Origin of the sequence: Agrobacterium vitis, assembly GCF_014926405.1 — a bacterium.
GTDB classification, from domain to species: Bacteria; Pseudomonadota; Alphaproteobacteria; order Rhizobiales; family Rhizobiaceae; genus Allorhizobium; species Allorhizobium vitis_H.
In genome coordinates, this window is the sequence record NZ_JACXXJ020000004.1 from 462,892 (window position 1) to 486,936 (window position 24,045).

Below are 24,045 nucleotides of genomic sequence, written 5' to 3' on the forward strand. Positions count from 1 at the left end.
CCCAATTTTTGAGCGCCCCAAGAGAACAGATCAAGGAACCTTGTTATGAATGACCTGTCCGCAGCCCCTCTTTCCGATGACAACAGGCATCATATTGCCGTGATCGGCATGGCTGGCCGCTTTCCCGGAGCACCGGATGTTGAACGCTTCTGGCAAAACCTTGTCGATGGTGTGGAATCGATCGAGCGCCTCTCGCCGGAGGTTTTGAAGCAACGCGGCGTCTCTGCGGAAATGGCAGCATTACCGGATTTTGTCGCCGCCAGCACACCGCTGGCGGGTGCGGATCGCTTCGACGCGGGGTTTTTCGGCTATAGCCCTGCCGAGGCTGAAATTCTCGATCCGCAGCAGCGTGTCTTCCTCGAGTGCGCCTGGCAGGCGTTGGAAGCCGCCGGTTATGTGGGTGATCGCACCCAAGGACCGATTGGCGTTTTCGCCGCAGCGGGCATCAATACCTATGTCTTCAACCTGCATGACAATAGCCGCATCCGCGAGACCGTCAGCCCCTATGAGCTGTTCGTCGGCAATGACAAGGACTTTCTGGCCACCCGTACAGCGTTCAAGCTGAACCTGCGAGGCCCGGCCATCACCGTGCAAACCGCCTGCTCCTCCTCGCTCGTTGCCGTCCACATGGCCGCCCAAAGCCTGCTGTCCGGCGATTGCGACATGGCGCTGGCGGGCGGCATTGCACTGTCGCAATCCTCCGGCTACCGCGCTCGCGAAGGCGGAATCCTGTCTCCTGATGGCCATTGCCGCGCTTTTGATGCGGCCTCAAGCGGCACGGTTCCCGGCAGCGGGGTGGGCATCGTGGTTCTGAAACGGCTGGAAGATGCACTTGCCGATGGCGATACGATAGACGCCGTCATCCTTGGCTCTGCGATCAACAATGACGGCGCGTTGAAGGCAAGCTTCACCGCGCCGCAGGTCGATAGTCAGGCGGCGGTGATCGCCGATGCGCAAGCCATGGCAGGCGTGCGTGCGGACACCATTGGCTATATCGAGGCCCATGGAACGGGCACCAGACTCGGCGACCCCATAGAGGTTGCAGCACTGACCAAGGCGTTTCGTCGTGATACTGAGCGCCGGGGCTTCTGCGCGCTCGGCTCCGTCAAAACCAATATCGGCCATCTCGACACCGCCGCCGGTATTGCAGGCTTCATCAAGGCGGTGCTGGCCCTGAAAAACCGGCGGATTCCTGCAAGCCTCCACTATGAGAAGGCGAATCCGCAGATTGATTTCGCAGCCAGCCCTTTCTTCGTCAACCAGCACCTGCGCGACTGGGACAACCAGATCGGCACGCGCCGCGCAGGCGTAAGTTCCTTCGGCATTGGCGGCACCAATGCCCATGTTGTGCTGGAAGAGGCCCCACCCAACCCGGCATTAAAGGCAGGCAGCGGCCCGGAACTGTTGCTTCTTTCGGCACGAACCGAGGAGCAGCTTGCAGCCAGCAGCGAGGCCCTCGCAGCGCACCTTGCCGCAGGCTTGGATTGTAAAGCCGCCCCGGCCTTGGCGGATATTGCACACACGCTGCGCCATGGCCGCCGCGATTTTTCCAAGCGCCGCTTTGTAGTTGCTCGCGATGCCAAAGAGGCTGTCAGCAACCTGCGCAACCTCTCTCAAATCGGCACGGCCGCAGGCGAGACAGCGCAAGCCGTTTTCCTGTTTCCCGGTCAGGGCAGCCCGTATGCGGCAATGGGCAAGGCGCTTTACGCCGTCCTGCCAGCCTTTCGTGCCCCCTTTGACGCCTGCGCATCCGAACTGGATCGGCTAATGGGGATCAACTTCAAAGCCTGCCTGTTTTCCAACGCAGATGACCTTGACCGCACGGCATTTGCCCAACCAGCGCTGTTTGCCGTTGAATATGCGCTAGCGCAAGCCTTGATGAGCCACGGCGTCAAACCGGCGGCCTTGCATGGCCACAGCATTGGCGAATATGTCGCCGCCTGCCTTGCTGGTATCTTCGACCTCGAAACAGCGCTCCAGCTCGTTGTTGCGCGCGGGCGGTTGATGCAGGCTGAAGCACCCGGTGCCATGCTCGCGGTGATGCATGCGGATGAACCGATCTCGCCATGGCTTGACGGGGTCATTACGCTGGCTGCGGCCAATGCACCCGGTGTCAGCGTTGTCTCCGGCCCGGTGGAGGCAATCGCAAGCCTACAAGTGCGCCTGAAAGAAAAGGGCATTGCCGCACGCCTGCTGAAAACCTCCCACGCCTTCCATTCGCCGATGATGACGGAAGCGGCGGCACAGTTCCGCGATGTCGTTGCAGGTGTTCGCCTGTCAGCGCCGCAAATGCCTCTGATTTCGAATGTCACGGGAACATGGATGACGGCACAGGATGCGACCGACCCGGACTATTGGGCGCGTCACCTGTTGCAGCCCGTCCGCTTCGAGGACGGTACGCGCACATTGCAATCCCTTGCAGCACCTGTTTTCATAGAGATCGGCCCCGGTCGCGCACTCGGCACGTTGAGCGCTGCGGCAGGCGTCGATGGAAACCGGATTGTGGCGACGCTTGCAGAAGGCAAGGATGAATCAGGGCAGGTTTTGTCTGCGGTTGGTCGGTTCTGGCAATTGAACGGCGTTCTGGATTCAGCCGAAGTGGCTGGTCGGCGGCGCGTACGGCTTCCGACCTATCCGTTCCAAAGTGAGCGTTACTGGGTCGATGCGGATAGCGAGCGTGCAGTTACCGCAAGGACGACGACCAAAAAGACGGCAGCAAATGTTGAAGGCCCCGGCCTCTACCGCACCAATTGGCGGCGTGCACAATTGAACCACAGCCCTAATCGGTTGAAGGGCCGCGTCCTTGTTTTTGACGATGGTCAGCTTGGCTCCACGCTTGCCACTGAGCTTGAGCGGAGCGGTGCTGAACCCTATCGCGCAATGATCGGCACCGGGTTCAGTGAACCCGACTTCCGCTGCTTCAGCCTCCGCCCCACGATCAGCGAAGACTACGCCAGCCTTTTTGAGACCCTTGATGAGCGGGGAGCAAGCCCGGACCATATCGTCTTCGGCTGGCCTCTCACAGCTAACGCACAAGAAGCCCCGGAAGCGGCGGCACAAGCCCTTCTGGCGCTGGTGCGGCAACTGGCAAAGAACGACCGCGCGGTCACTCTGACGCTTCTGACCCGGTCGGCAGCCGATGTCACGGGTCTGGAAGACCTCGATATTCCGCAGGCTCTGACGGCTGGCACTCTTCAGGTGATAGCCCAAGAATATCCGTCGCTCCATTGCCGTCATATCGACATCGACGCTGCACGGCCTGTCGATATCGCGAGGCGCATTCGCGACGCTCTGTCGGGGAAAGACGATGTGCTCGCCTTGCGCGGCGCGCATCGCTGGCTGCCGGAAACGGAACGGTTTGACGCGCCGCAAGGCGGCCCGGACTTCAAGCGAAACGGCGTCTATGTGGTCGTCGGCGATATCGTTGATGGCGTTGGCAAGACCTGGGTTGATGCGCTGTCTGGGCTCGGCGCAACCGTCGCTCTGCTTCAAGACTCTACGGCATCGGCTTTCGAACACCCGGCTCGTCTCAAACGGCAGCTTGATTGCGGCGATGCCGCCGCCTTGAAAGGCGCTCTGGACGATGTTTTGGCAGAACTGGGCCGGATCGACGGCATCTTTCTGAGCCTGCCGCAGTCGAACTATCAATCCGCCGCGCTGATTGGTGAGCTGGCGGATGCCCATTGGGCCTATAATATCGCGAGCAAACTGCGCCCGGTTCGTGCGCTCAGTGAAGCTGTGGCGAAACGGAAAGTTGGCTTTTGCTGCGTGCAGTCCTCGCTCTCAACCCTCGTTGGCGGGCTCGGCCTTGGTGCTTACGCCGCCACGCACCACGCCATCGACCGGATTGTCGCCGAAGAGAACAAGAATGGCACCACGCCATGGTTTGCCATTGGCTATCCACTGATCGAGGCGGAACCCGGCACGACCTTGCAGGCAACGGGCCGTGCAAACGCCTTCGCGATATCGACGAAAGCCGCATGGGATCTGACGCGATGCCTGATTGAAAACGGCGCAACCGGACAGACCATGCTTTCGGGTGGGGCTATTCCCCCGGTCGCGTCCGACATCGACGCGCAAGAACCAGCCGATGGCGGGCGTGGACGCCCCGCCCTCAGTGTCGCCTACCGCAAGCCGGGCAATGACACCGAAGCGAGGATCATCGGCATTTTCGAAGAGATCCTTGGCCTGTCACCCATCGGGGCCGATGACGGCTTTTATGAACTCGGCGGCCATTCCCTGCTCGCCATTCGCGCCGTTGCCAAACTCCGCGAGGCCTTCCCCGTCGATATCGCCATGCGCGAGCTGCTTTTTGACAATCCGACCGCTGCGGCCATCGCCCAATCGATTGTGGAGCGCATGACGCAGAAGACCGACCTTTCTGCCCTCGCCGATCTTCTCGATGAGGTCGATACCCTGTCCGACGCCGATGTGAGCAGGCTTCTCGCCGGAGGAAATGCACAATGAACGAACTTTTCGCCAAGATCGCCGGGCTTTCGCCAGAGCGGCGGGCGCTGCTGGAACAGAAGCTGAAAGCACAGGGCATCACGGTTCCCGCCCCCTCCGGCATCCAGCCGCGGGCGGATCGTGAGGCTGCGGTTCCGCTGTCATCGGCGCAAAAACGCCTCTGGTTCATGCAGCAGCTGGAACCCGGCACCGTTGCCTACAACATGAACCTAGCACTTCGGCTGAAAGGCCCGCTTGATCGCGCAGCCCTGTCTCGCGCCTATGCCGCCCTCATTGCTCGGCACGAACCCCTGCGGACGCGGTTTACGATGGGCGAGGATGGCCAGCCGCAGCAAATTGTCGAGGCATCCGGCGCAGCTGATATTGGCTATCACGATTGCCGACAGCATCCAGAACCGGAAAAGGAAGCCCGTCTTCAGCTCAAAGCATTTGTCGAGACGCCCTATGATCTCACCCGCCCGCCGATCCGCGCGACACTGGTTGCGGTAAGCGATGACGAGCATGTGCTGGCGCTCGGCATGCATCATATCATCAGCGACCGCTGGTCGATGGGTGTCTTTGCCCGCGATCTCTCAACGCTCTACCATGCCGAGGCCACAGGAACAGCGGCAGTGCTTGCGCCCCTTCCGGTGCAGTTTGCCGATTGGACGCTGTGGCAACGCGATTTACTGGACGGACCCGCCCTTGCCAGCCAACTCGCCTATTGGACAGAAAGCCTTGCGGGCGAACTGCCCGTACTGGAATTGCCATTGGATCGGCCGCACAGCCTCACAGCGAGCTTTAGCGGCGCGCATCTTCCCGTTTTGATCGACCGGGCATTGTCGCTCAGGCTGCGCTCACTTGCCGCCGAGCAGAATGTCAGTCTGTTCACATTGCTGCTTGCCGCCTTCAACGTGCTTTTGCATCTCTATACCGACAGCGACGATATCATCCTTGGCAGCGAGGTTGCCAACCGCGACCGGCCCGAGACGCAGACCATGATGGGGCCGCTGGTCAACACACTCGTCTTCCGCAACGACCTGTCCGGCGATCCGGCCTTCACAGTTCTGCTCCAGAAGGTTGCCGATGCTGTGCGCCGTGGCCTTGCCCATCAGGATATTCCGTTCGAGCGCCTTGTCGAAGCGATCAATCCAGAGCGCTCGCTCTCGGACCTGAACCCGCTCTTCAACGTGAAATTCGACATTCAGCACAGCATTGCCCCGCCGCCGGGCCTGCATGGACTGACGATTGAACCCTATCCGCTACGCGAAGTGGCCACAAAATATGACTTGCGCTTCAATCTCGAAGACGACCAGCCGGACATCAAGGGCAAGATCGAATATTCGAGCCAGATTTTTGACGAGAGCACCATCGCCTCTATGCTTGCCCGTTTTGAGCGCCTGCTGGAGCTTGTGGTGCGCGACCCCTCGCGGCGGCTCTCCACACTTTCGCTGCTGAAACCTGAGGAAGAAGCGGCCATCATCGCTTCCGGTTCCGGTCCAGTGCGGAATTATCCGGTGGAGGAATGCCTGCATGATCTCTTCCTGAAACAGGTCGAGCAAACGCCGGATGCGGACGCGGTGACCGATGGCGACCTGACATGGTCCTACCGCGACCTCGAAGCGCAGTCTTCGCGCATAGCCGCAAGTCTGGTTGCGGCTGGTGTGAAACCCGGCGACCGGGTGGGCATTTGCATGCGCCGCTCACCCCGGATGATCGCAGGTATCCTTGGCATCATGCGTGCAGGTGCGGCCTATGTGCCGCTTGATGCCGATTATCCGGCAAACCGCCTCACTTTCATTGCCGAGGATAGCGGGATTACCATCCTGCTCACTGATCACCGCCCGGCCTTCGCCACGCAAGCGCAAACCCTCGTTGATGTCACCACATTGCCGGACATCCGGCTGGAGGCACGGCCTGCCGTCTCCCCTAACCATCTCGCCTACATCATCTACACATCCGGCTCGACGGGCAGACCTAAGGGTGTCGCGATCGAGCATCGATCTGTCGTCGCCTTCATGTATTGGGCGCGGGAGCGGTTCAGCCGCGAAGAGGTGGCGCGTATGTTGGTGCCAACCTCGATCAGCTTTGACCTGTCGATCTTCGAACTCTATGCGCCCCTCGTCCTCGGCGGCACGCTCGTTGTCGCGGATCATTTTCTGGCACTGCCGCAGCTTGCCGCCAAGGTTGATGTGACTTTCATCAATACGGTCCCAAGCCTTCTGCAAGAATTGCTGCAAGAACACAGATTGCCAAACAGCGTGCAGACGGCAACCTTCTGCGGCGAGCCACTACCAGCAGCACTCGTTGCCATCCTGAAACGCGACTACCCGAACCTGCGTATCCTTAATCTCTACGGCCCTTCGGAGGATACCTGCTTTTCAACAGAAGTCCCCTTGCAGGGCGATCATTATCAGGGCGGCGTCGTGCCCATTGGCAAGCCATTGCCAAACACACAAGCCTATATTCTCGACCGCGCTGGCCGCCTGCGCCCACCTGGCCTTTCCGGCGAGCTTTATCTCGGCGGTACGGGCCTCGCGCGCGGCTATTTTGGCCGACCTGAGCAAACAGCTGAGCGGTTCATTGCCAACCCGTTCTCGAGTGAGCCCGGCTCCCGTCTTTACCGGACCGGGGATCGCATCCGCCGCCGGGCAGATGGTAATCTGGAATTTTGCGGGCGGCTTGACCATCAGGTCAAAGTGCGCGGCTTGCGCATTGAAACAGGCGAGATCGAGCACAATCTCGAACAGATTAACGGCGTCGAAAAGGCGGTTGTGGCTGTCACGCAAGGCACTGATCGGCAGCTTGCCGCCTTCATCGAACCCCAAGACGGCGTGAGGCTTGACGAAACCGAGCTGCGCCGGGCGCTGTCCGACGTCCTCCCCGTCCATATGGTGCCGACGCTCTGGTGCTTCCTGCCGCGCCTGCCACAGCAGCCGAACGGCAAGATTGATCGCGCAGCACTGCCATCGCTGGCCGCAACAGTCGCCACCGGGTCCAGCCCGCCAGAGACCGAAACGGAACAGCGTGTCGCTGATGCATGGGCCGATGTGCTGGCCATCGATTCGATCAGCCGGGACGATAATTTCTTCCGGCTTGGCGGTCACTCGCTGCTGGCCATGCGCATGATTGCTCGGTTGTCGTCATCGCTTCCGACAAATGCCGTGTTGCGAAAACTGTTTGAATTCCCCCGCCTCAGGGATTTCGCCGCCGCCCTTGAGCGTGACGAGACACCAATGGCGGCACCTTTAAGCGCCATCGATGCCCTCCCGAATAGTGCGACGATACCTTTGTCCTTTGCCCAGCAACGGCTTTGGACCTTGGCCGAGCTGGAGCCAGACAGTGCCGCCTACAACGTTCCTGCCGCAATCCGCGTTCATGGCGCGCTTGATCTGGAGGTGTTGCAACACGCATTCACAGCCCTTGCCGCACGCCATCCGGCATTGCGCACGCGGATCGTCAATCGCGATGGCAAACCTGTGGTCGAGATCGGTGGGACCAGCGATCCTGACATCGCAATCGTGGATGTGAATGAGGCCACCTTGCCGGAAGTGCTGGCTGCTGCATGCCGGCAACCGTTCAACATGGCGAGTGGTCCTCTCTTCCTCGCCCGAATTTTCCGTCTCTCCGCTGACGAGCACGTTGTTTTCGTCGCAATCCACCACATTGTCTCGGATGCGCAATCGCTTCAGTTGATGCTGCGGGATCTGACGCGGTTCTATGATGCAGGCCGACAGGGCAAAGTGGCAGACCTTCCACCGCTTACCCTGAGCTATGGTGATTTTGCCGCTTGGCAGCGAAAGCAGCCGCTGGGCGAGCAGATCGACTATTGGCGCCGCCTGCTGGAACATGCCCCCCCGCTTCTGGAACTGCCGACGGATTTTCCACGCGGTGCGCGCCAAGAGTTCAAGGGCGGCAGCATTCCCTTCCATCTCGATAGCGCGCTTACAGCACGGCTCGTCAATTTTGCCCATGAGCGGGACGCCACACCCTTCATGGTGCTTCTCTCCGCCTTTTCGACCCTGCTGTCGCGTTATTCCGGCGCGTCCGATGTCGTCGTCGGAACCCCGGTATCCGAGCGGCCAAACCGCGCGCTGGAGGATGTTATCGGGCTGTTCGTCAACACGCTGGCGCTGAAACTGACGCATGATGCTGCAACAAGCTTCGAACAGCAAGTCGCGGCCACACGTTTGCTCGTTCTGGATGCCTTCCGCCATCAGGACGCGCCGTTTGAATGCGTGGTCGATGCCCTCTCGGTCGAGCGAAGCTGGAGCCACAATCCCGTGTTCCAAGTGATGGTCACCTGGCAAGCCGACGAGCCGCATAGCCCATGCCCTGAAGGCCTGACGGTTACCCCGGTGGTGCTCGCACAGGAAACGTCGAAGGTCGATCTAACGCTTGACCTGCGCCATCGCGGCGACCAGTTTTCCGGCACCTTGATCTATCGCAGCGATCTTTTCCGCAAGGAGACGATCCACCACATGGCTGAGGCTTTCACGGCCTTGGTCGAGGCTCTGTTATCGGCCCCTGAGCGAGCACAGGTCGAGATAGACGGCCTGCCCGAGCGGCAGCGCCAGCAGATCGCCGCTTGGAACGCGACGGCAAAGACCTATGATGCGGTGCCAGCAAGCCTGCATGGCTTCTTTGCGCGCTCAACCGAGCGCACACCCGATGCCATTGCCGTGACTGATCGGGACCGGAGCGCCACCTATGCAGAGCTTGATCGGCAAGCGGAGGCGCTCGCCCGGCATCTCGCCTCCCTTGGCATCGGGCGCGGCAGTGCCGTCGGTATTTGCCTTGAGCGCACCATCGACCTCATTGCTTCGATTCTTGCCGTCCTGAAGACGGGCGCTGCCTATGTGCCGCTTGATCCCAAATATCCGGAGGAACGAATTGCCTTTGTCGCAAGGGACGCAAGCCTCTCCCTGCTTTTGACGCAGGAGGAGCGCGATGATTTCGCCGACATCCGAACGCTCGATCCGACCACCATCTGGAACGGAACGCAGGCCGTCTCCAGGACCCCTCTGCCCCATACGACCGAAGGCAGCGACCTCGCCTATCTCATCTACACCTCCGGCTCAACAGGGCAGCCCAAGGGGGTTGCAATCGAACATCGCAATGCGGTTGCCTTCACACACTGGGCGCTCGACACGTTCCCGGCGGAAAGCTTTGCCGGAATGCTGGCGTCAACATCCGTCTGCTTCGACCTGTCCATCTTCGAAATTTTCGTGACGTTTGCCGCCGGTGGGCGAATCTTCATCGTTGACGATCTTTTCGAACTGCCGGACGCAGACTTTGCCAACGAGATCACGTTCATCAACACCGTGCCGACCCCGATGACCGAACTCATGCGGTTCGGCCCGTTGCCCGCCAAGGCAAAGACGGTCTGCCTCGCAGGCGAACCGCTGCCACCGAGCCTTGCACGCGCGATTCTGGACACTGGACAGGTCGAGGCGCTTTACAATCTCTATGGTCCCTCCGAGGACACGACCTATTCCACGGGATGCCGGATCGACGACGCGGGGCTACCCATCCATATCGGCAAGCCCATCACCAACACCACCGCCCATGTTCTTGACGCAGCGCTCAACGAAGTGCCAATCGGCATGCCGGGCGAGCTTTATCTGGCGGGCGAGGGTATCGCGCGCGGCTATCACAATCGCCCGGATCTGACGGCGGAGCGTTTCCTGCCGAACCCGTTTGACAGGGCTGGCCAAGCCCCCCTGCTCTACAAGACCGGCGACCGCGTTCGTCGGCTGGCCGACGGCAATCTCGACTATCTCGGCCGTGCCGACCGTCAGATGAAGATCAGCGGTTTTCGGATCGAGCCGGGCGAGGTCGAGGCCGTGCTGATGCGCTATCCCGGCGTGACAGGTGCTGCGGTCGATGCCTGGCGTGACAATACCGGCTATGCCCGCCTCGCCGCTTGGATCGAGGTGGCGGCACCTGTCGGTAAGGCGGCGCTCTCTGCCCATCTGAGCCGAGAACTGCCGCGCCATCTGGTGCCGACGTTTTTTGCGATGCTGGACAAGCTCCCGCGCCTGCCAAACGGCAAGCTCGACCGCAAGTCTCTACCCGACCCATCGGATGAATCCACGACGGTCACAGAAGACCAGACGCCGCACCATGGCTATGAAGAGAAGATCGCCGCGATCTGGGCGAAACTTCTCGGACGCGAGGCAGTCGGACGCAACGACAATTTCTTCGCGCTTGGCGGAGATTCAATCCTCGCCATTCAGGTCGTGGCTGCCGCCCGCCGGGTCGGCATTGCCATTAAGCCACGCGATATTTTCCAATATTCAACGCTTGCAGCGCTTGCCGCATCCGTCTCCGATCTGGCGACAGAATTGCCCGAGACCGGACCAATGAGCGGCGACATTCCGCTTGGCCCGGCACAGCACTGGTTTTTTGAGCAGAATTATCCTGATATAGCCCATTGGAATCAGGCACTGGTGCTGAAACCCGGCAGGGTGATCAATGAGAAGACGCTCCAAAACGCCATGGACCTTCTCCACCAGACCCATGATGCGCTGCGCGGCCGTTTTTGCCAGCAAAACGGACAGTGGCGTCAGGTCGTGACGGAAGCCGAAGGGGCACCGCCGCTGCGTTCCACCCGTTGTATGGTAACCGAGGCCGATGCCGTGCTTTTGAGCGAAGCGAATGCGCTGCAACGCCGCTTCGATCTCACTGATGGCCCGGTTTGGGGTGCCACGCTTGTGACCATCGACGGGTTTGAGCAACGGCTGCTAATCGCAGCGCATCATCTCGTGATCGACGGGGTCTCATGGCGCATCCTGCTCGATGACCTGCAAACATGCCTCGCAGCGGGTGAAGCCGGTCTTGAGATGAACTTGCCGCCCCGAACGACAGGCATTGATAGCTGGGTGCGCGAGCTGAAAGACAGCGCGGTGTTCGATGGTGAAAAGGACCATTGGCGCACGATGACCGAGGCCAAGACCGCAGCGATCCCGACGGACCGTTCGGGCAGCAATTGCGCTGGCGACACCGACATCGTTGATCTAACGATCGATCCGGGCCTCACCGGACGCCTTCTTCGGGACGTGCCGTCCTGCTATCCAATCGATGCCGAAGAAGTCATGCTTGCGGCACTTTATAATGCAATCCGCGATTGGACCGGACACGACAGGCTCCGGCTGATCCTTGAAAGTCATGGCCGGGCAGACCTGTTCGAAGGCGTTGATCTGAGCCGCACCGTCGGCTGGTTCACAGGCCTTTATCCTGTTCTCTTCGATGTCACCGGGCGTGACAGGCGCACCACTTTGCTCTCGGTCAAGGAAAGCCTCCGCCGTGTTGCAAACGACGGCATCGGCTATGGCGTTCTGAAATATCTGAAGGGCGTGGCATTGCCCCGGCTGGAGGATATTGCCGAGATCCGGTTCAACTATCTTGGCCAGACGGACACGCTGTTTTCCGGCGATGCGTTGCTGTCCCGCGCCACTGAACCGGCGGGCGATCCGCGTGGCGCGCGCAATGGGCGCGGGGTGCTGCTTGACATCAATGCAATTGTCAGCGGTGGGCATTTGCGCATTCGCCTTGCCTATTCCCGGCAGATCCACGACCGGCAGACAATCGAAACGCTCGCGGCGGGACTGCAAAACCATCTCGAAAGCCTTGTCGATTTCTGCCTGACATCAACCGAAGCCGGCTACACACCAGCAGACTTCAAGCACATGACACTTGATCAGGATGACCTCGAAGCCATCCTGCGCAATCTCTGAGGGCACCATGCAGAATGCGAGCCAGCGCCTTGAGCGCAACAACATCGCCGACATCTATCCGCTTGCCCCGATGCAGGAGGGCATTCTTTTTCATTCGGTGTCTTCCCCCGGCGACGGCCTCTACATGCCGCAAACGGCGCTGCGCATCACCGGCACGGTCGATGCGGACGCTCTGAAGGCGGCATGGCAAGGCGCAATCGACCGGCATCCGATTTTGCGTTCGGGGTTCTTCTGGGAGGAGCGCGACGAGCCGTTCCAAATTGCCTTCCGCAGCCTTCCGGTGACATTCAATATGCTCGACTGGACCGGCAGCGATGCTGCAAGCGAGCGTGAACGGCTGCAAGCGCTGTTTTGCGCCAACAGGGCCGAGCCGTTTGACCTGCGCCGTCCGCCTCTGATCCGGGTGCAATGGATTCGAACCGGACAAGACCAGTCGATCATGGTTGTCTGCTACCACCATATCATCCTCGACGGCTGGTCGATCCGTCAATTGCTCGACGAAGTGCTCTCGCTCTACCGGCGCGCCACAGGCAAGACCGAGCCAGCCCTTCCGCCCGCCCGCCCTTACGGCGATTACATCGGTTGGCTTAAAAAACGCGAGCGGGCCGTGTCGCTTCGCTTCTGGCAGGATCGACTTCAGGGTTTTGCGGGCACAACCCGGCTTCTGTCAGGGGAAGCGACAGGCCAGTTCGAGCGGCTCTGCCGGGAAGTCCCAAAGCCGCTGCATGAGGCCATGCTGGCCTATGGTGCCGCCCATGGGCTGACACTCAACTCGCTGCTGCAAGGCGCGTTGAGTTTGCTGATTGCACGCCAGACAGGTAGCCGTGACCTTGTTTTCGGCACGACGACAGCCGGGCGCCCGGCGACGCTGGAGGGCGCGACGACGATGATCGGCCTCTTCATCAATACGCTGCCCGTCCGTGTTCAAATCAAGCAGGGCCAATCCGTGTCTGGCTGGCTTGCAACCCTTCAGAAAGCCCATGCCGAAACAGGCGAGCACGACCATGTGCCGCTCGCCGCTATCCAGGGGCCGGGCGTTTCGCTTTTCGACACGCTGCTCGTTGTTGAGAATTTCCCGGCGCAGGCGAAGCGGACGGATGCGCCTGCACTGCTCAAAACTGAAGGCATCGACTTTGACGAGCGAACCCATTTTCCGCTCACGCTCTGGGCAACACCGCACCCGACGGGCCTGACGCTGATGGCCGGTTTCAGCCGCGACATGCTCGCATCTGAGACCGCAGCGGCTCTGCTTGAACGACTGGTTGATATTATCTCCATCATGATCCGCTCATCCACCACAGATGTGTGCGCAATTCTGGATGAACTGCCGTCAGTGATGGCGGTCGACGGTCTCTCTGAGGGCGGTTCTGGGGGCGGCACCCATTTGATGCCACTGAAACAGGCACCATCGGGCATCCCGAAATCTGCAACGCCTTCCGCGACTGAAATCACACTGGCGCAAATTTGGACGGAGGTGCTCAAATGTGGTCCCCTTGATGGGCAGGCTAACTTCTTTGAGCTAGGCGGCCATTCGCTCCTTGCCGTGCGTGTCGCCAGCCGACTTCGCGGCGCGTTTTGTGTTCCGGTGCCAATGCGCGTCCTGTTTGAGCACCCCGTCCTTGCCGACCTTGCGGCCTATATTGACAGCCTTCGCCCGCAAGTCCCCCAGACCACAGACCATATCGAGATTGACATATGACTATAACGCCATCACGCCCCGTGCTTCTTTGCCTGCCGCCAGCAGGCACCGGGGCCGGGCTTTTCCGCAACTGGGTACAAACCGCGCCGAGCACGATGACGGTGCATCCGGTCGCACTGCCGGGCCGCGAAGCGCGCTATAGCGAACCGGCACCGAGGTCAATTGACGCGCTTGCCGATCAACTGGCCGTTGAGCTTGAGCCTTATATCGGCGGGCGCTATGCGATTTTCGGCTATTCGATGGGTGCCCTCCTCGGCTATGAAATCGCCCGTCGGCTCAAAGCGGCAGGCTCTCCGATGCCCGAGGTGTTTTTCGCGCTCGGCTGCAATGCGCCGGACCGCATGGTCTATGAGCGAGAGCCGTTCCACACGATGGAAGCCGACGCCTTTCGCCAAGCGCTCATCGATCTCGGCGGAACAGACGCTGAAATCCTCAATAATCCCGACGCAATGGAGCTTTTTGAACCCGTGCTGCGCAATGATTTCAGAATATGCGAGACCTATACCCATGATGCGACGCGCGGCACGCTCGATTGTCCCGCCCATATTTTCCTCTCCGATGGAGACGCCTTTGTAAACAGGCAGGCCGCCGCAGCCTGGTGTGATTTCGTGACCGGCGGCACGAGCCTGCATCAGGTCGCGGGGTCGCATATGCTGGAGCGCTCGGTGCTTGACACGCTGCCTGCACGATTGGAAACTCTGTGGTTCTGAACTGGCGAAAATCGCCTACGGCGTGAGGGTTAAGCGATGACGGCCGCGACGGAATTACCAAGGTCGCAGGAGACATTGGTGCAGCGCGCGCTCGAGGCGCAGGCCGCCTATATGCCGGATGTTCGTGCGGAAATCGGTCCGGCGGACGCAGGATGGACGACAGCCGAGGCATTCTTTTCCGACGAGGCGGCGCTTGATGAATTTCTCGCCTTCGAACAATCGCTGAACGAAGGCACCGACATCAAGACGGCTGCGGCGCTGTTGATGACCGACTACGGCTACATTCTGGCCGCCGCTACTGTGCCGATCTTCGCTGGTTTTGGCCTCATCCCAAACCTTTCTCCGGCAAGCGTCGCGCTTTCATTCTACACGACGCAAGAGCCGCATGACGGTGAGATGCACCGGGTGCGACGCGCCCATGTCCGTTTTCTCGACGAGACATTCTGGCAGGGCCAATTGGGTGACGTTGTTGCCGAAGAACGGTTCCGGGCCGAAATCGAGCGGCATTTCCGCCCCGTCATCGAGGCGATCCATGCACGTACCCGCCTCTCCTGCACCGCGCTCTGGCGGCTCGCCGCTGATGCGATTGCCGGTCGCTTTCTCGATTCCGGCCGCCGGTTCGGCAGCGTCGAAGCGGCCAAGGCGTCCGCAATGCAGATCCTCAAAGTGCCCGGTTCGCCGCTAGCCAACCGTCAACTCCACTATTTCGATTTGAGCGTGCTCGACAACAACCAGCAGGAATTTTCATACACCTTCCGTCAACGCGGCGGCTGCTGCCGATTTTATCTCGTCAAGGGCGGAGAATACTGTCCGACCTGTGTCTTGAAGGCACCGACAGAGCGGGACGAAGAGTTGCGCCTGGCCATGCGTCAACATCTCGGTGTCGCTGATGAGATTAGGTCAGGTTCAAACTGAACCAGATGGACTATCTATTCTTTTGTTTTCGTTTGTTTTTTCGTGAAAACCTGCGACCACTTTTCCTTGAAAAACTCTAAAAACCTCGAGATTTTTTTGGGATCAGAGTCCCAAACCGGGAAAATCAATCGTCTACCTCCCGAGCACAACGTGGCGTTGCTCCTTACGGTGGGCTGCAAAGCCTTGAGTACCGGAGAGTTTGGGGGTTCTATGACGAAGACTTTTTCCACTACACACGAGGCCCGGGCGAGCCTCAGAGCCGTCCTATTAGCAGGATCGACGCTTGTGATGTTGACACCTGCCCTGCTGGCAATGGTGCGAGAGGCGCAGGCTCAAATGTCGCAGCACGCGATTTCCGTACCGGCCGGTCCGCTTACTCCAGCGCTCAACAGCCTTGCTGCCCAGACGGGCCTCCAGATTCTGTTCGACGCGTCGGTTGCCCAAAACAAATCAACCCGCGGCGTGAATGGGACGCTGACACCTGAACAGGCCTTGAAGGCCGTGCTTGCCGGGACAGGCGTCGATGCGCGCTTTGCCGGCGAAAACCGGGTCACCTTGCAGAACACGACTTCCGCCTCAGAAAACCCGGAGCAAGAAGGAACCCTGCTCGAACCCATCGTGATCTACGGTGCCCGCAATGCGACCACGCTTGGCGGTACGACAAGCAGTGTCGCTATTCTCAATGCCGAAAGCCTGGCGAATAGCCAGATCCGCACCACGCAGGAAACGTTTCGTCGCATGGCGAACACGATGGACAGCGCCACAGTCAACGCTGGTTTCGTCATCCGCGGCATGAGTTCCGAGGGCCTGGTATCGTCCGGTGGGCCGGCGGGCTCCATTTATATCGATGGCATCCTTCAGACGCGCTACAATGCCCGCTTCGGCGCCCGCAATCTCTGGGACGTTGAGCAGGTCGAAGTCTATCGCGGCCCGCAATCGACGCTCTCCGGCCGCGCCGCCATGACCGGAGCTGTCTACATCAAGTCGAAGGACCCGACCTTCGAGAAGGAAGTCGAGGTTTCCACGACCGTTGGTACCGATCATCTCGTGGGTACCGCCATCACGGTCAACACGCCTATCGTAGAGGATCAGGTCGCGCTGCGGCTGTCCGGGTCCTATGAACGTTCGAGGGCTCAGCCCAGCTACTCCGATTTCAAGTCATACGACAATTACGACGATCTGATCACTGATATCAGCGGCATTGCGCGCGCCAAGCTGCTTTTGACGCCGTCAGAGCTGCCGGATACCCGCGCAGTCCTCACCTATTCCTACTCGAAGGACCGGCCGAACGACGCACTCGTCGGGCTCTATTCGGGACGGGGGGATTTCAATAACGCACCTGTCACCTACACCGAATATCGCTGGACCGAGGCGCATAATCTCGGACTTGAGGTCACCCACGACATTTCTGAAACCCTGCGCTTCACATCGCAGACCGGCTATCAATATGGCATCAACAACCGGCGCTCGATTGATTATGGCACCGAAAATGTCGTCAACGGCATTACCGGCGAGGATGTCAACTCCATCCTCACCCAGGAATTTCGCCTGAATTACGAAGGCGATCGTTGGAAATGGGTAACCGGCATCTATGGCAGCTACGAAAAGTGGGATGGTGCCACGGATATCGTTGCGTTCGATTATTACCAGCAGAATGACACGCAGCACCGCACAACCGCGAACCTGGCCATCTTCGGTGAAGCGACCTACGAATTTGCGCCGACCTGGTTTGCGACGCTGGGCGGACGCCTGGATTACTTGAGAGACAAGGACCACCAGCAGAATTATTCCGGTCTGATCGATGACTCCCCTGTCCTGACTGGTGACCCGACGTCCCTTACCGAGTACAATTTCGTTCCTAAAGTCGGCATATCCAAGGAGTTCGGCAGCAACCAGAAGGTGGGGCTCACCTATACGGAAGGCTTCCGCTCGGGTGGGTCATATCTCGACCGCGTGACGGGCGAACTCGGCACCTATGATCCCGAATACTCCAAGAACATTGAACTGTCGTACAAGGGAACGCTGCTGGACGACCGCCTGACGTTGAATGCCAATCTGTTCTACACTAAGTATTCGGATCAGCAGGTCGAGATCCGGCCTGACCCCTCGATCCCCGGTTATCGCATCATTTCGAACGCCGCCACATCTCGCTCCTGGGGTTTTGAAATCGAACCGTCCATGCAGGTCACGGACCAATTCACCACCTTTGCATCGGTCGGTTACCTCAACACCAAGTTCATCGACTTCAATCATGCAGCACTCAGCGAACCGCAGGACGGCAAGTCCTTTCCCGAAGCACCGGAATGGAGCCTGGGCTTTGGCGGCCGTTATGAGTTCCAAAATGGTGTTTTTGTCGGAGCCGATGCCAAGTACACAACGAGCTATAATTCGCGCTTCGGCACGAACGGCATGTACAAGATCGATGCGCGCTTCATCGTCAACGCGCAGGTGGGCTTCAAGAAGGACAATTGGCAGGTGACGCTGTTTTCGGAGAACCTGACGGATGAAAAATACTTCACCCTAATTGATCCGGATTACTCGCTGCCTTACGGCCAGGCTGGCAAGCGTCGATCATTCGGATTGAACCTTCGGGCCAAGTTCTGATTATCTCGGGCTGCGGGGGGGCATTACCCCCGCAGCCGTTTTCGATTTCCGGCGACAAAATGGTGGGCCTCTTGCGTTTCTGTCTGTTTCTCCTCGCGTTTCTTATGACCGGTTCACTGGCGCAGGCCGCCTGCCAGGGGACCTTGCTGACTGAGGATGTCTACAATCCGCCCCTCTGCATTCCGGCAGCGCCAAAACGGATCGTCACGCTCGACCCGCTGATAACGCTTGGAATGCTGATCGAACTCAAGGCACCTGTCATCGCGACCCCCTATATGGCAATCACGGAAAGCGAAGTGCTCGATGTGGTCAGGGCCGAAAAAATGGTCGATCTCGGCAATCCCAGGGAGCCAAGCCTCGAGCGTGTCGCAGCCTTGAAACCGGATCTTATCATCGGTTCGGCGGAGGCCCATTCCGGCATCTACGAACAGGCTGCCAAGATTGCACCAACGGTGCTTTTCAAGCATATGGACTGGAAGGTCTATCTCCAGCGCCTTGCCGAAGTGACCGGTCGTGAAGGTGTGGCGAGGAGTTCTTTGGCGGCCTACAATGACCGTGTATCGGCCATTCGTGAACGCATGAAAGACAAGAAACTCACGGTCTCTACCGTCCGTTTGGCCCCTGACCGGTTTGTCGTGTTTGTCGACGGACCGAACGCCTACGCCCCCTTCGCGGTGCTGCATGAAGCAGGCGTAAAGCGAACGGCCTACGAGACCGTGACTGACGGCACGATCGTAAAGCGTCCAGACTGGGAGGAGCTGGCAAATCTTGATGGCGACGTGCTGCTCTACGTTTCCGCCAGCGGTTTCGAAAGCGGGCCGGATGACGTGCTGGAAAAGCAGGTGACGGAGAACCCTCTCTGGCAATTGCTGCCCGCTGTTCGTGAAGGTCGCGCCTATCGGGTCGATCGCGGCCCTTGGCAGAGCTTCTACGGCATCAGTTCGGCGAACCGTATCCTCGACGATGTCGAACGCTTCATCCTGACGGCCCCATGACCGACCGCACGGCTGGCTATATTGCAGAAACCGATGCAGGACGAGTGCTTGCGCTTGCCGCATTACTCTGTCTGCTCATGCTTGCCACCGTGATCGCCATCTCACTCGGAGCGACGATGATGCCGCCCGCCAAAGTCATCTCGGCACTCTTCGCATCCGAGACGTCGCGGGATCACCTGATCGTCATGACCATTCGCCTGCCACGTGCGCTTGCGGCGCTGCTGGCAGGTAGCGCACTGGCTGTCTCTGGTGCCATCATGCAGGCGGTGACAAACAATCCCCTCGCCTCACCGGACCTGCTCGGCATCAACGCAGGCGCAGCCTTTGCAGTCGTCTCCGTCATGGCCATTTTCGGTGCCGGTATCGGCGACATCTACGTTTGGTTTGCTTTTCTCGGCGCAGCCATCGCCGCGACCGTTGTCTATGCGCTGGGTTCGATGGGAATGGTGGGGCAATCCCCCCTCAGGCTCGTGCTGGCGGGAGCTATCGTTGCGACCTTCCTGACCTCTGTGACCACCGTTATGCTGATCTTTGACCAGAGTACTCTTGATGCCGTGCGCCTCTGGACCGCAGGCTCGGTGACGGGACGAAACATCGAGCAGGTCAAGACCGTTGCGCCCTATATCATTGCCGGGCTGATCGCTGCCCTGCCCTTTGGCCGTCATCTGACGACAATCAGCCTTGGCGCGGATACGTCGCGCGCGCTCGGCCAGAACCCAATCGTCTGGCGGGGCCTATCGGTCACCGTGGTCATTTTTCTTGCCGGGGGTGCCGTCGCACTTGCCGGACCGATTGGCTTCGTCGGGCTTGTCGTGCCCCATGTTGCGAGAATGTGTGTCGGCGTCGACTATCGCTGGATCATTCCTTTTTCAGCACTCGGCGGGGCGTTGCTGGTGATCGTGGCAGATACGACCGGACGATTGGTGTTTGGAAGCCAGAGCTTTCCGGTCGGCGTCACCATTACGTTGATCGGCGCGCCGTTTTTCCTCTATCTCGCCCGCACGCGGCTAAGGGATGGAGCATGATCCGGCTTTTCTTCGTCCTGATACTTCTGCTCACAGGTCTCGTCGCGGCAAGTCTCGCCTTTGGCGACGTGTCCTTGGGTTGGCAAGAACTCTACGATGTGCTGATGGGCACGGGCCGTGCCCAGGTGCAGAGCGAAATGATTGTTTGGGATCTACGCCTTCCGCGCGTTCTTTTGGCGCTCCTCGTTGGCGTCACACTCGCGCTCGCCGGAACGATCAGCATTGCCATCATGCGCAATCCGCTTGCTGATCCGGGCGTTCTGGGCATCAACAGCGGTGCGGCTGCTGCGGCCATGGCTGTCATTGTATTGATCAATGATCCGCCTGTGGCGCTTCTGCAAGTGGCAGGCTTCGTGGGTGCCAGCGCCATGGCCCTTGCCGTTTTTGCGCTCGCCTGGCGCAGCGGCACCTCCTCGCTGCGTATCATCCTGATCGGCATCGGGCTTTCCGCCCTCGCCTCCGCCGGTACCACTTTCCTGTCAGCCTTCGGCAACATTGGCGACGTCCAGCGGGCGCTGGTATGGCTAGCGGGCAGCGTCTACGACGCCAACATGGTCAAGGTTCGGCTGCTTGCGCTCTGGCTCATCGTGCCAATCGCACTCACCCTTCTCGCAGCGCGGGAGCTCGATCTCATCCGCTTCGGCGACAATAGTGCAAGGAGCCTCGGCCAGCCCGTCGATCGCATACGGGGGCTGATGATCCTGCTGGTGACCGTACTCTCTGGTGCCGCCATTGCCGTGTCCGGTCTCATCGGCTTTGTCGGCCTTGTCGCGCCACACATCGCGCGGCGGCTGGCAGGGGTGTCCCACGCTCGTATCCTGCCCGTCGCCGCTCTCGTCGGTGCCTGCCTCGTCGTCGCCGCGGATCTCATCGGTCGTGTCATCCTGGCCCCAGCGCAGCTCCCGGCCGGAATCGTGACCGGACTCGTCGGTGCTCCCTTCTTTGGCTATATTCTCTGGAGACGTCGCCATGACCACTGATCTGCAAGGCGGTCCCAGGATCATCAGCAATGGCGTCGACATTGCCTATGGCGATCGCCGCATCGTCGAAAATCTCGATCTTGCGATCCCGCAACAGCGCTTTACAGCGCTGCTTGGCCCCAATGGCAGCGGCAAATCGACAATCCTGCGCGCCTTCGCAGCGCTGATGAAACCATCGGCCGGCACCATTATCCTTGATGGCTTTAATATATCGCAGCTTTCCACCCGCGAGGTGGCGCGAAAAGTGGGCGTGTTGCTGCAGGGGGCTGTCGCGCCTGAGGGGTTGACCGTTGGCGATCTCGTCCGTCAAGGGCGCTATCCGCATCAGTCACTTTTCAGTCGCTGGTCTCCTGAGGATCAGCAGGCGTGCGACGAGGCCCTCATGCTGACAGGCACAACCGATCTTGCAAACCGCATGCTGGACACCCTTTCCGGCGGTCAGCGGCAGCGGGCCTGGATTGCCATGACGCTGGCCCAACAAGGCCAGACTATCTTTCTCGATGAACCAACAACCTATCTCGATCTCGAACATCAGATTGAACTGATGAAGCTGATTACGATGCTGGTCGCAAAGCGCGGCAAGACAGTCGTGGCCGTGCTGCACGACATCAATCAGGCGGCGCGTTACGCCGAACACATTGCTCTCTTGAAAGGTGGCCGTATCAGGGCTACCGGAACGCCTAGTGAGGTCATTAACGCAGAGATGATCGCCGATGTCTTTAACGTCAAGAGCATGGTGATCCGTGATCCCGTTGCCGGAACGCCTTTGTGCATTCCGCTTTGAGAACCTCTCCCTGAGAGAGTGCGGAATGTCACAAAAATATCACACTCCTTGCTATTTTCGAGGAGGTCCGGCTTGCTTTGCCACCAGCAGGTGAAGTCGATCAGACGGATTCAGGCAAGAAAATCAGACACAAAGATGAGTTTTACAGTCTTGTTTTATTCCACAGCAGCAGACTGAAGTGGCATATTTCTAAGGTATTGCACTTGCACGCCTTTTCGGGATTGTCTAGCCATTCCCCATGACGGTTCAGCCGCGTCTATCCTGACCTACCGTTCGCTGGGAACCATGTGCAGATGTCGAGATCTTCCTCTTCGTCCCTTGTCTGGGACACCGTTGACAGCAGCGAGTTGCTCAATCGAGCCATGGAAGCACACTATGCTGATATTACCAATGCGGTGCGCCGCCGGGGACACCCGAGTTCAACGGCCCGCGACGTGGTGCACGATCTCTACGTGAAGCTCGCCGCCAAACCGGAGGTTCTCCTGAACAAGCGGTCGATCAAGGCCTTTCTCTGCCGTGCCGCCATCAATCTCGGCATTGACCGCCAACGCAGGGAAACGAAGGAAGCCCGGCTGTTCTCAGGATCGGAGCGGGAGGCCCTCTCGGCGGCAAGCACCGGGCACGCGCCGGACCACACTCTGGAAATAGAAGCGCGGCTTGCAGCCCTTCGCGAAGCAATTGCGGAACTGCCGGAGAGGCGACGTGTCGTCTTCATTCTCCATCGCCTTTATCATCTGACACCAGACCAGATCAGCACCAGGCTCAACATATCCAGAAACATGGTCGACCGGCACCTGCGGCGTGCGTTTGCCCATTGCCTTGACCGGATTCTCTAGAGTCAGTCAGGTTCAAATTGAACCAGACAGACTCTCGTTTCTTTCGTTTTCGTTTGTCTTTTCGGGAAAACCGGTGGCCACTTTTCCCTGACAAACTCTTGATCCCCAAAGAATCCCGTATCGTGAACGCAGAAAGGTCACATCCTTGCGATTGGACAGTTGTCAGTGTCCCAATCCGTGGATGTCAAACGTCTACTGTATACTGCCTTAAATCGAAATCGATTTAGAGCGATAATTATGCAGCAGATATAAAGCACTACAGCGAGTTTTTGTGCGCCATATACGGCGTATGACACTGTAGAGGTCGTAGGATGCGTCTGGAGTAAGCCATGCCGGTCAAGGAATCTAGTGACAGTCGGAAAAGACGAAACCGCGAGGCGGCCGACTGGCTTTTGCGCAACGGTGACCCCAACCAATCGCCGGACGACCGGGCTCTCTTTGAGACATGGCTTAAGCGCGATCCGGAAAACTGTCGGACCTACAGCGCAGCCGAGTTTGTGATGGGCGACGCTGGCCGCGCCATTCAGTCCGATCCTGGTCTAGCCGATATCGACATGCGCCCTCGCACTATGGTCAAGCCAATCATCGTAACACTGTTGGTGGCAGCCCTTGCAACCGGCGCCTTCTTTGCATTCGATGGGCCGCTGCGCATGCAAGCGGACATGATCGCCGGTACGGATGAAACCCCCATTCGTACCCTGGAGGATGGTTCCATCGTCCAGCTCAATGCGTCCTCGGCGATTGCCGTCGACTTCACCGGGGGGCACCGCGTTATCCGCCTCCTGCGGGGCCAAGCCTTCTTTCAGGTCGCTCATGCGCCCGACCGACCTTTCACGGTGGTGGCTGGTGAGACAAAGGTGATCGCACTCGGCACAGCGTTCGATGTTCGCTACGGCAAAGACGATACCGAGGTGACGGTCACGGAGAATGCAGTGCAGCTTGAACGCGACGGTCAACAGGCGGCCTCTCTGCGCGTGAACGAAGGCGAGCAGGCAATCTACGACTACGCCAGGAAAACGACAGCCGTGACACCGGTCGACGGCCTCGTCGCTCTCGCATGGAGGCGCGGACAAATCGCCGTTGACAACGCGCCTCTTTCCTATGTCGTTGAGGAGATGAACCGGCATTTCCGAGGCCGGATCATCATTGCGGGTTCAGCGCTGGCGCGTCGCCGTGTCAGCGGTACGATCAAGGTTGCGGATACCAAAGACGCGCTTGCTTTCGTCAAAAAGGCGCTTGGCTTGGAAGTCACACGTCTAGGTCCCTTGATCGTTATCCATCCGTCATAATATCCGCAGAACTCTCTCTGTCA

The 24,045-nt window shown here is 59.5% G+C and carries 12 protein-coding genes; all 12 read left to right on the forward strand.

The features are described from left to right. The first annotated feature begins 45 nt into the window (after positions 1 to 45). The 12 genes from IEI95_RS10585 to IEI95_RS10640 all read left to right on the forward strand — a co-directional run bounded on the left by IEI95_RS10585 (position 46) and on the right by IEI95_RS10640 (position 24,022). Positions 46 to 4,467 carry a type I polyketide synthase gene (locus IEI95_RS10585; protein ID WP_156532983.1) on the forward strand — a complete coding sequence of 1,474 codons (4,422 nt, stop codon included), beginning with the start codon at positions 46 to 48 and terminating at the stop codon, positions 4,465 to 4,467. Then, positions 4,464 to 12,185 carry a non-ribosomal peptide synthetase gene (locus IEI95_RS10590; RefSeq protein ID WP_194416398.1) on the forward strand — a complete coding sequence of 2,574 codons (7,722 nt, stop codon included), beginning with the start codon at positions 4,464 to 4,466 and terminating at the stop codon, positions 12,183 to 12,185. The genes IEI95_RS10585 and IEI95_RS10590 overlap by 4 nt, the downstream gene beginning before the upstream one ends. 7 nt (positions 12,186 to 12,192) lie before the next feature. Next, positions 12,193 to 13,884 (forward strand): condensation domain-containing protein, encoded by a 1,692-nt coding sequence (locus IEI95_RS10595; protein WP_194416399.1) that lies wholly within the window; start codon positions 12,193 to 12,195, stop codon positions 13,882 to 13,884. Continuing rightward, positions 13,881 to 14,594: a thioesterase II family protein gene (locus tag IEI95_RS10600; RefSeq protein WP_234934204.1), complete on the forward strand. Its 714-nt coding sequence runs from the start codon at positions 13,881 to 13,883 to the stop codon at positions 14,592 to 14,594. The genes IEI95_RS10595 and IEI95_RS10600 overlap by 4 nt, the downstream gene beginning before the upstream one ends. A gap of 78 nt (positions 14,595 to 14,672) precedes the next feature. Continuing rightward, a complete protein-coding gene (locus tag IEI95_RS10605) occupies positions 14,673 to 15,509 on the forward strand; it encodes a (2Fe-2S)-binding protein (protein WP_234934205.1) in 837 nt (278 codons plus the stop codon). 288 nt (positions 15,510 to 15,797) lie between these two features. Then, positions 15,798 to 18,113, forward strand: coding sequence for a TonB-dependent receptor (locus tag IEI95_RS10610; protein ID WP_234934206.1), 2,316 nt, complete (start codon positions 15,798 to 15,800; stop codon positions 18,111 to 18,113). A 104-nt stretch (positions 18,114 to 18,217) separates the two neighbouring features. Further along, the gene (locus IEI95_RS10615) at positions 18,218 to 19,108 is read left to right on the forward strand and encodes an iron-siderophore ABC transporter substrate-binding protein (protein ID WP_234890994.1); all 891 of its coding nucleotides are present in this window, start codon (positions 18,218 to 18,220) and stop codon (positions 19,106 to 19,108) included. Beyond that, complete coding sequence (locus tag IEI95_RS10620; RefSeq protein ID WP_194416402.1) at positions 19,105 to 20,133, forward strand: iron ABC transporter permease; 1,029 nt, start codon at positions 19,105 to 19,107, stop codon at positions 20,131 to 20,133. Before IEI95_RS10615 ends, IEI95_RS10620 begins: the two co-directional genes overlap by 4 nt. Beyond that, positions 20,130 to 21,113, forward strand: a complete 984-nt coding sequence (locus IEI95_RS10625; protein ID WP_156532967.1) for an iron ABC transporter permease — start codon at positions 20,130 to 20,132, stop codon at positions 21,111 to 21,113. Before IEI95_RS10620 ends, IEI95_RS10625 begins: the two co-directional genes overlap by 4 nt. Then, positions 21,103 to 21,897 carry an ABC transporter ATP-binding protein gene (locus IEI95_RS10630; RefSeq protein WP_156532965.1) on the forward strand — a complete coding sequence of 265 codons (795 nt, stop codon included), beginning with the start codon at positions 21,103 to 21,105 and terminating at the stop codon, positions 21,895 to 21,897. The genes IEI95_RS10625 and IEI95_RS10630 overlap by 11 nt, the downstream gene beginning before the upstream one ends. 293 nt (positions 21,898 to 22,190) lie before the next feature. Further along, complete coding sequence (locus tag IEI95_RS10635) at positions 22,191 to 22,733, forward strand: RNA polymerase sigma factor (RefSeq protein ID WP_015918409.1); 543 nt, start codon at positions 22,191 to 22,193, stop codon at positions 22,731 to 22,733. A gap of 329 nt (positions 22,734 to 23,062) precedes the next feature. Next, a complete protein-coding gene (locus tag IEI95_RS10640) occupies positions 23,063 to 24,022 on the forward strand; it encodes a FecR family protein (RefSeq protein WP_156532964.1) in 960 nt (319 codons plus the stop codon). The last annotated feature ends 23 nt before the right edge of the window (positions 24,023 to 24,045 follow it).

Coding starts and splice junctions, on each gene's coding strand:
- IEI95_RS10585 (WP_156532983.1), top strand. CDS start 46: ATGAATGACCTGTCCGCAGCCCCTCTTTCCGATGACAACAGGCATCAT.
- IEI95_RS10590 (WP_194416398.1), top strand. CDS start 4,464: ATGAACGAACTTTTCGCCAAGATCGCCGGGCTTTCGCCAGAGCGGCGG.
- IEI95_RS10595 (WP_194416399.1), top strand. CDS start 12,193: ATGCAGAATGCGAGCCAGCGCCTTGAGCGCAACAACATCGCCGACATC.
- IEI95_RS10600 (WP_234934204.1), top strand. CDS start 13,881: ATGACTATAACGCCATCACGCCCCGTGCTTCTTTGCCTGCCGCCAGCA.
- IEI95_RS10610 (WP_234934206.1), top strand. CDS start 15,798: ATGTTGACACCTGCCCTGCTGGCAATGGTGCGAGAGGCGCAGGCTCAA.
- IEI95_RS10615 (WP_234890994.1), top strand. CDS start 18,218: ATGACCGGTTCACTGGCGCAGGCCGCCTGCCAGGGGACCTTGCTGACT.
- IEI95_RS10620 (WP_194416402.1), top strand. CDS start 19,105: ATGACCGACCGCACGGCTGGCTATATTGCAGAAACCGATGCAGGACGA.
- IEI95_RS10625 (WP_156532967.1), top strand. CDS start 20,130: ATGATCCGGCTTTTCTTCGTCCTGATACTTCTGCTCACAGGTCTCGTC.
- IEI95_RS10630 (WP_156532965.1), top strand. CDS start 21,103: ATGACCACTGATCTGCAAGGCGGTCCCAGGATCATCAGCAATGGCGTC.
- IEI95_RS10635 (WP_015918409.1), top strand. CDS start 22,191: ATGTCGAGATCTTCCTCTTCGTCCCTTGTCTGGGACACCGTTGACAGC.
- IEI95_RS10640 (WP_156532964.1), top strand. CDS start 23,063: ATGCCGGTCAAGGAATCTAGTGACAGTCGGAAAAGACGAAACCGCGAG.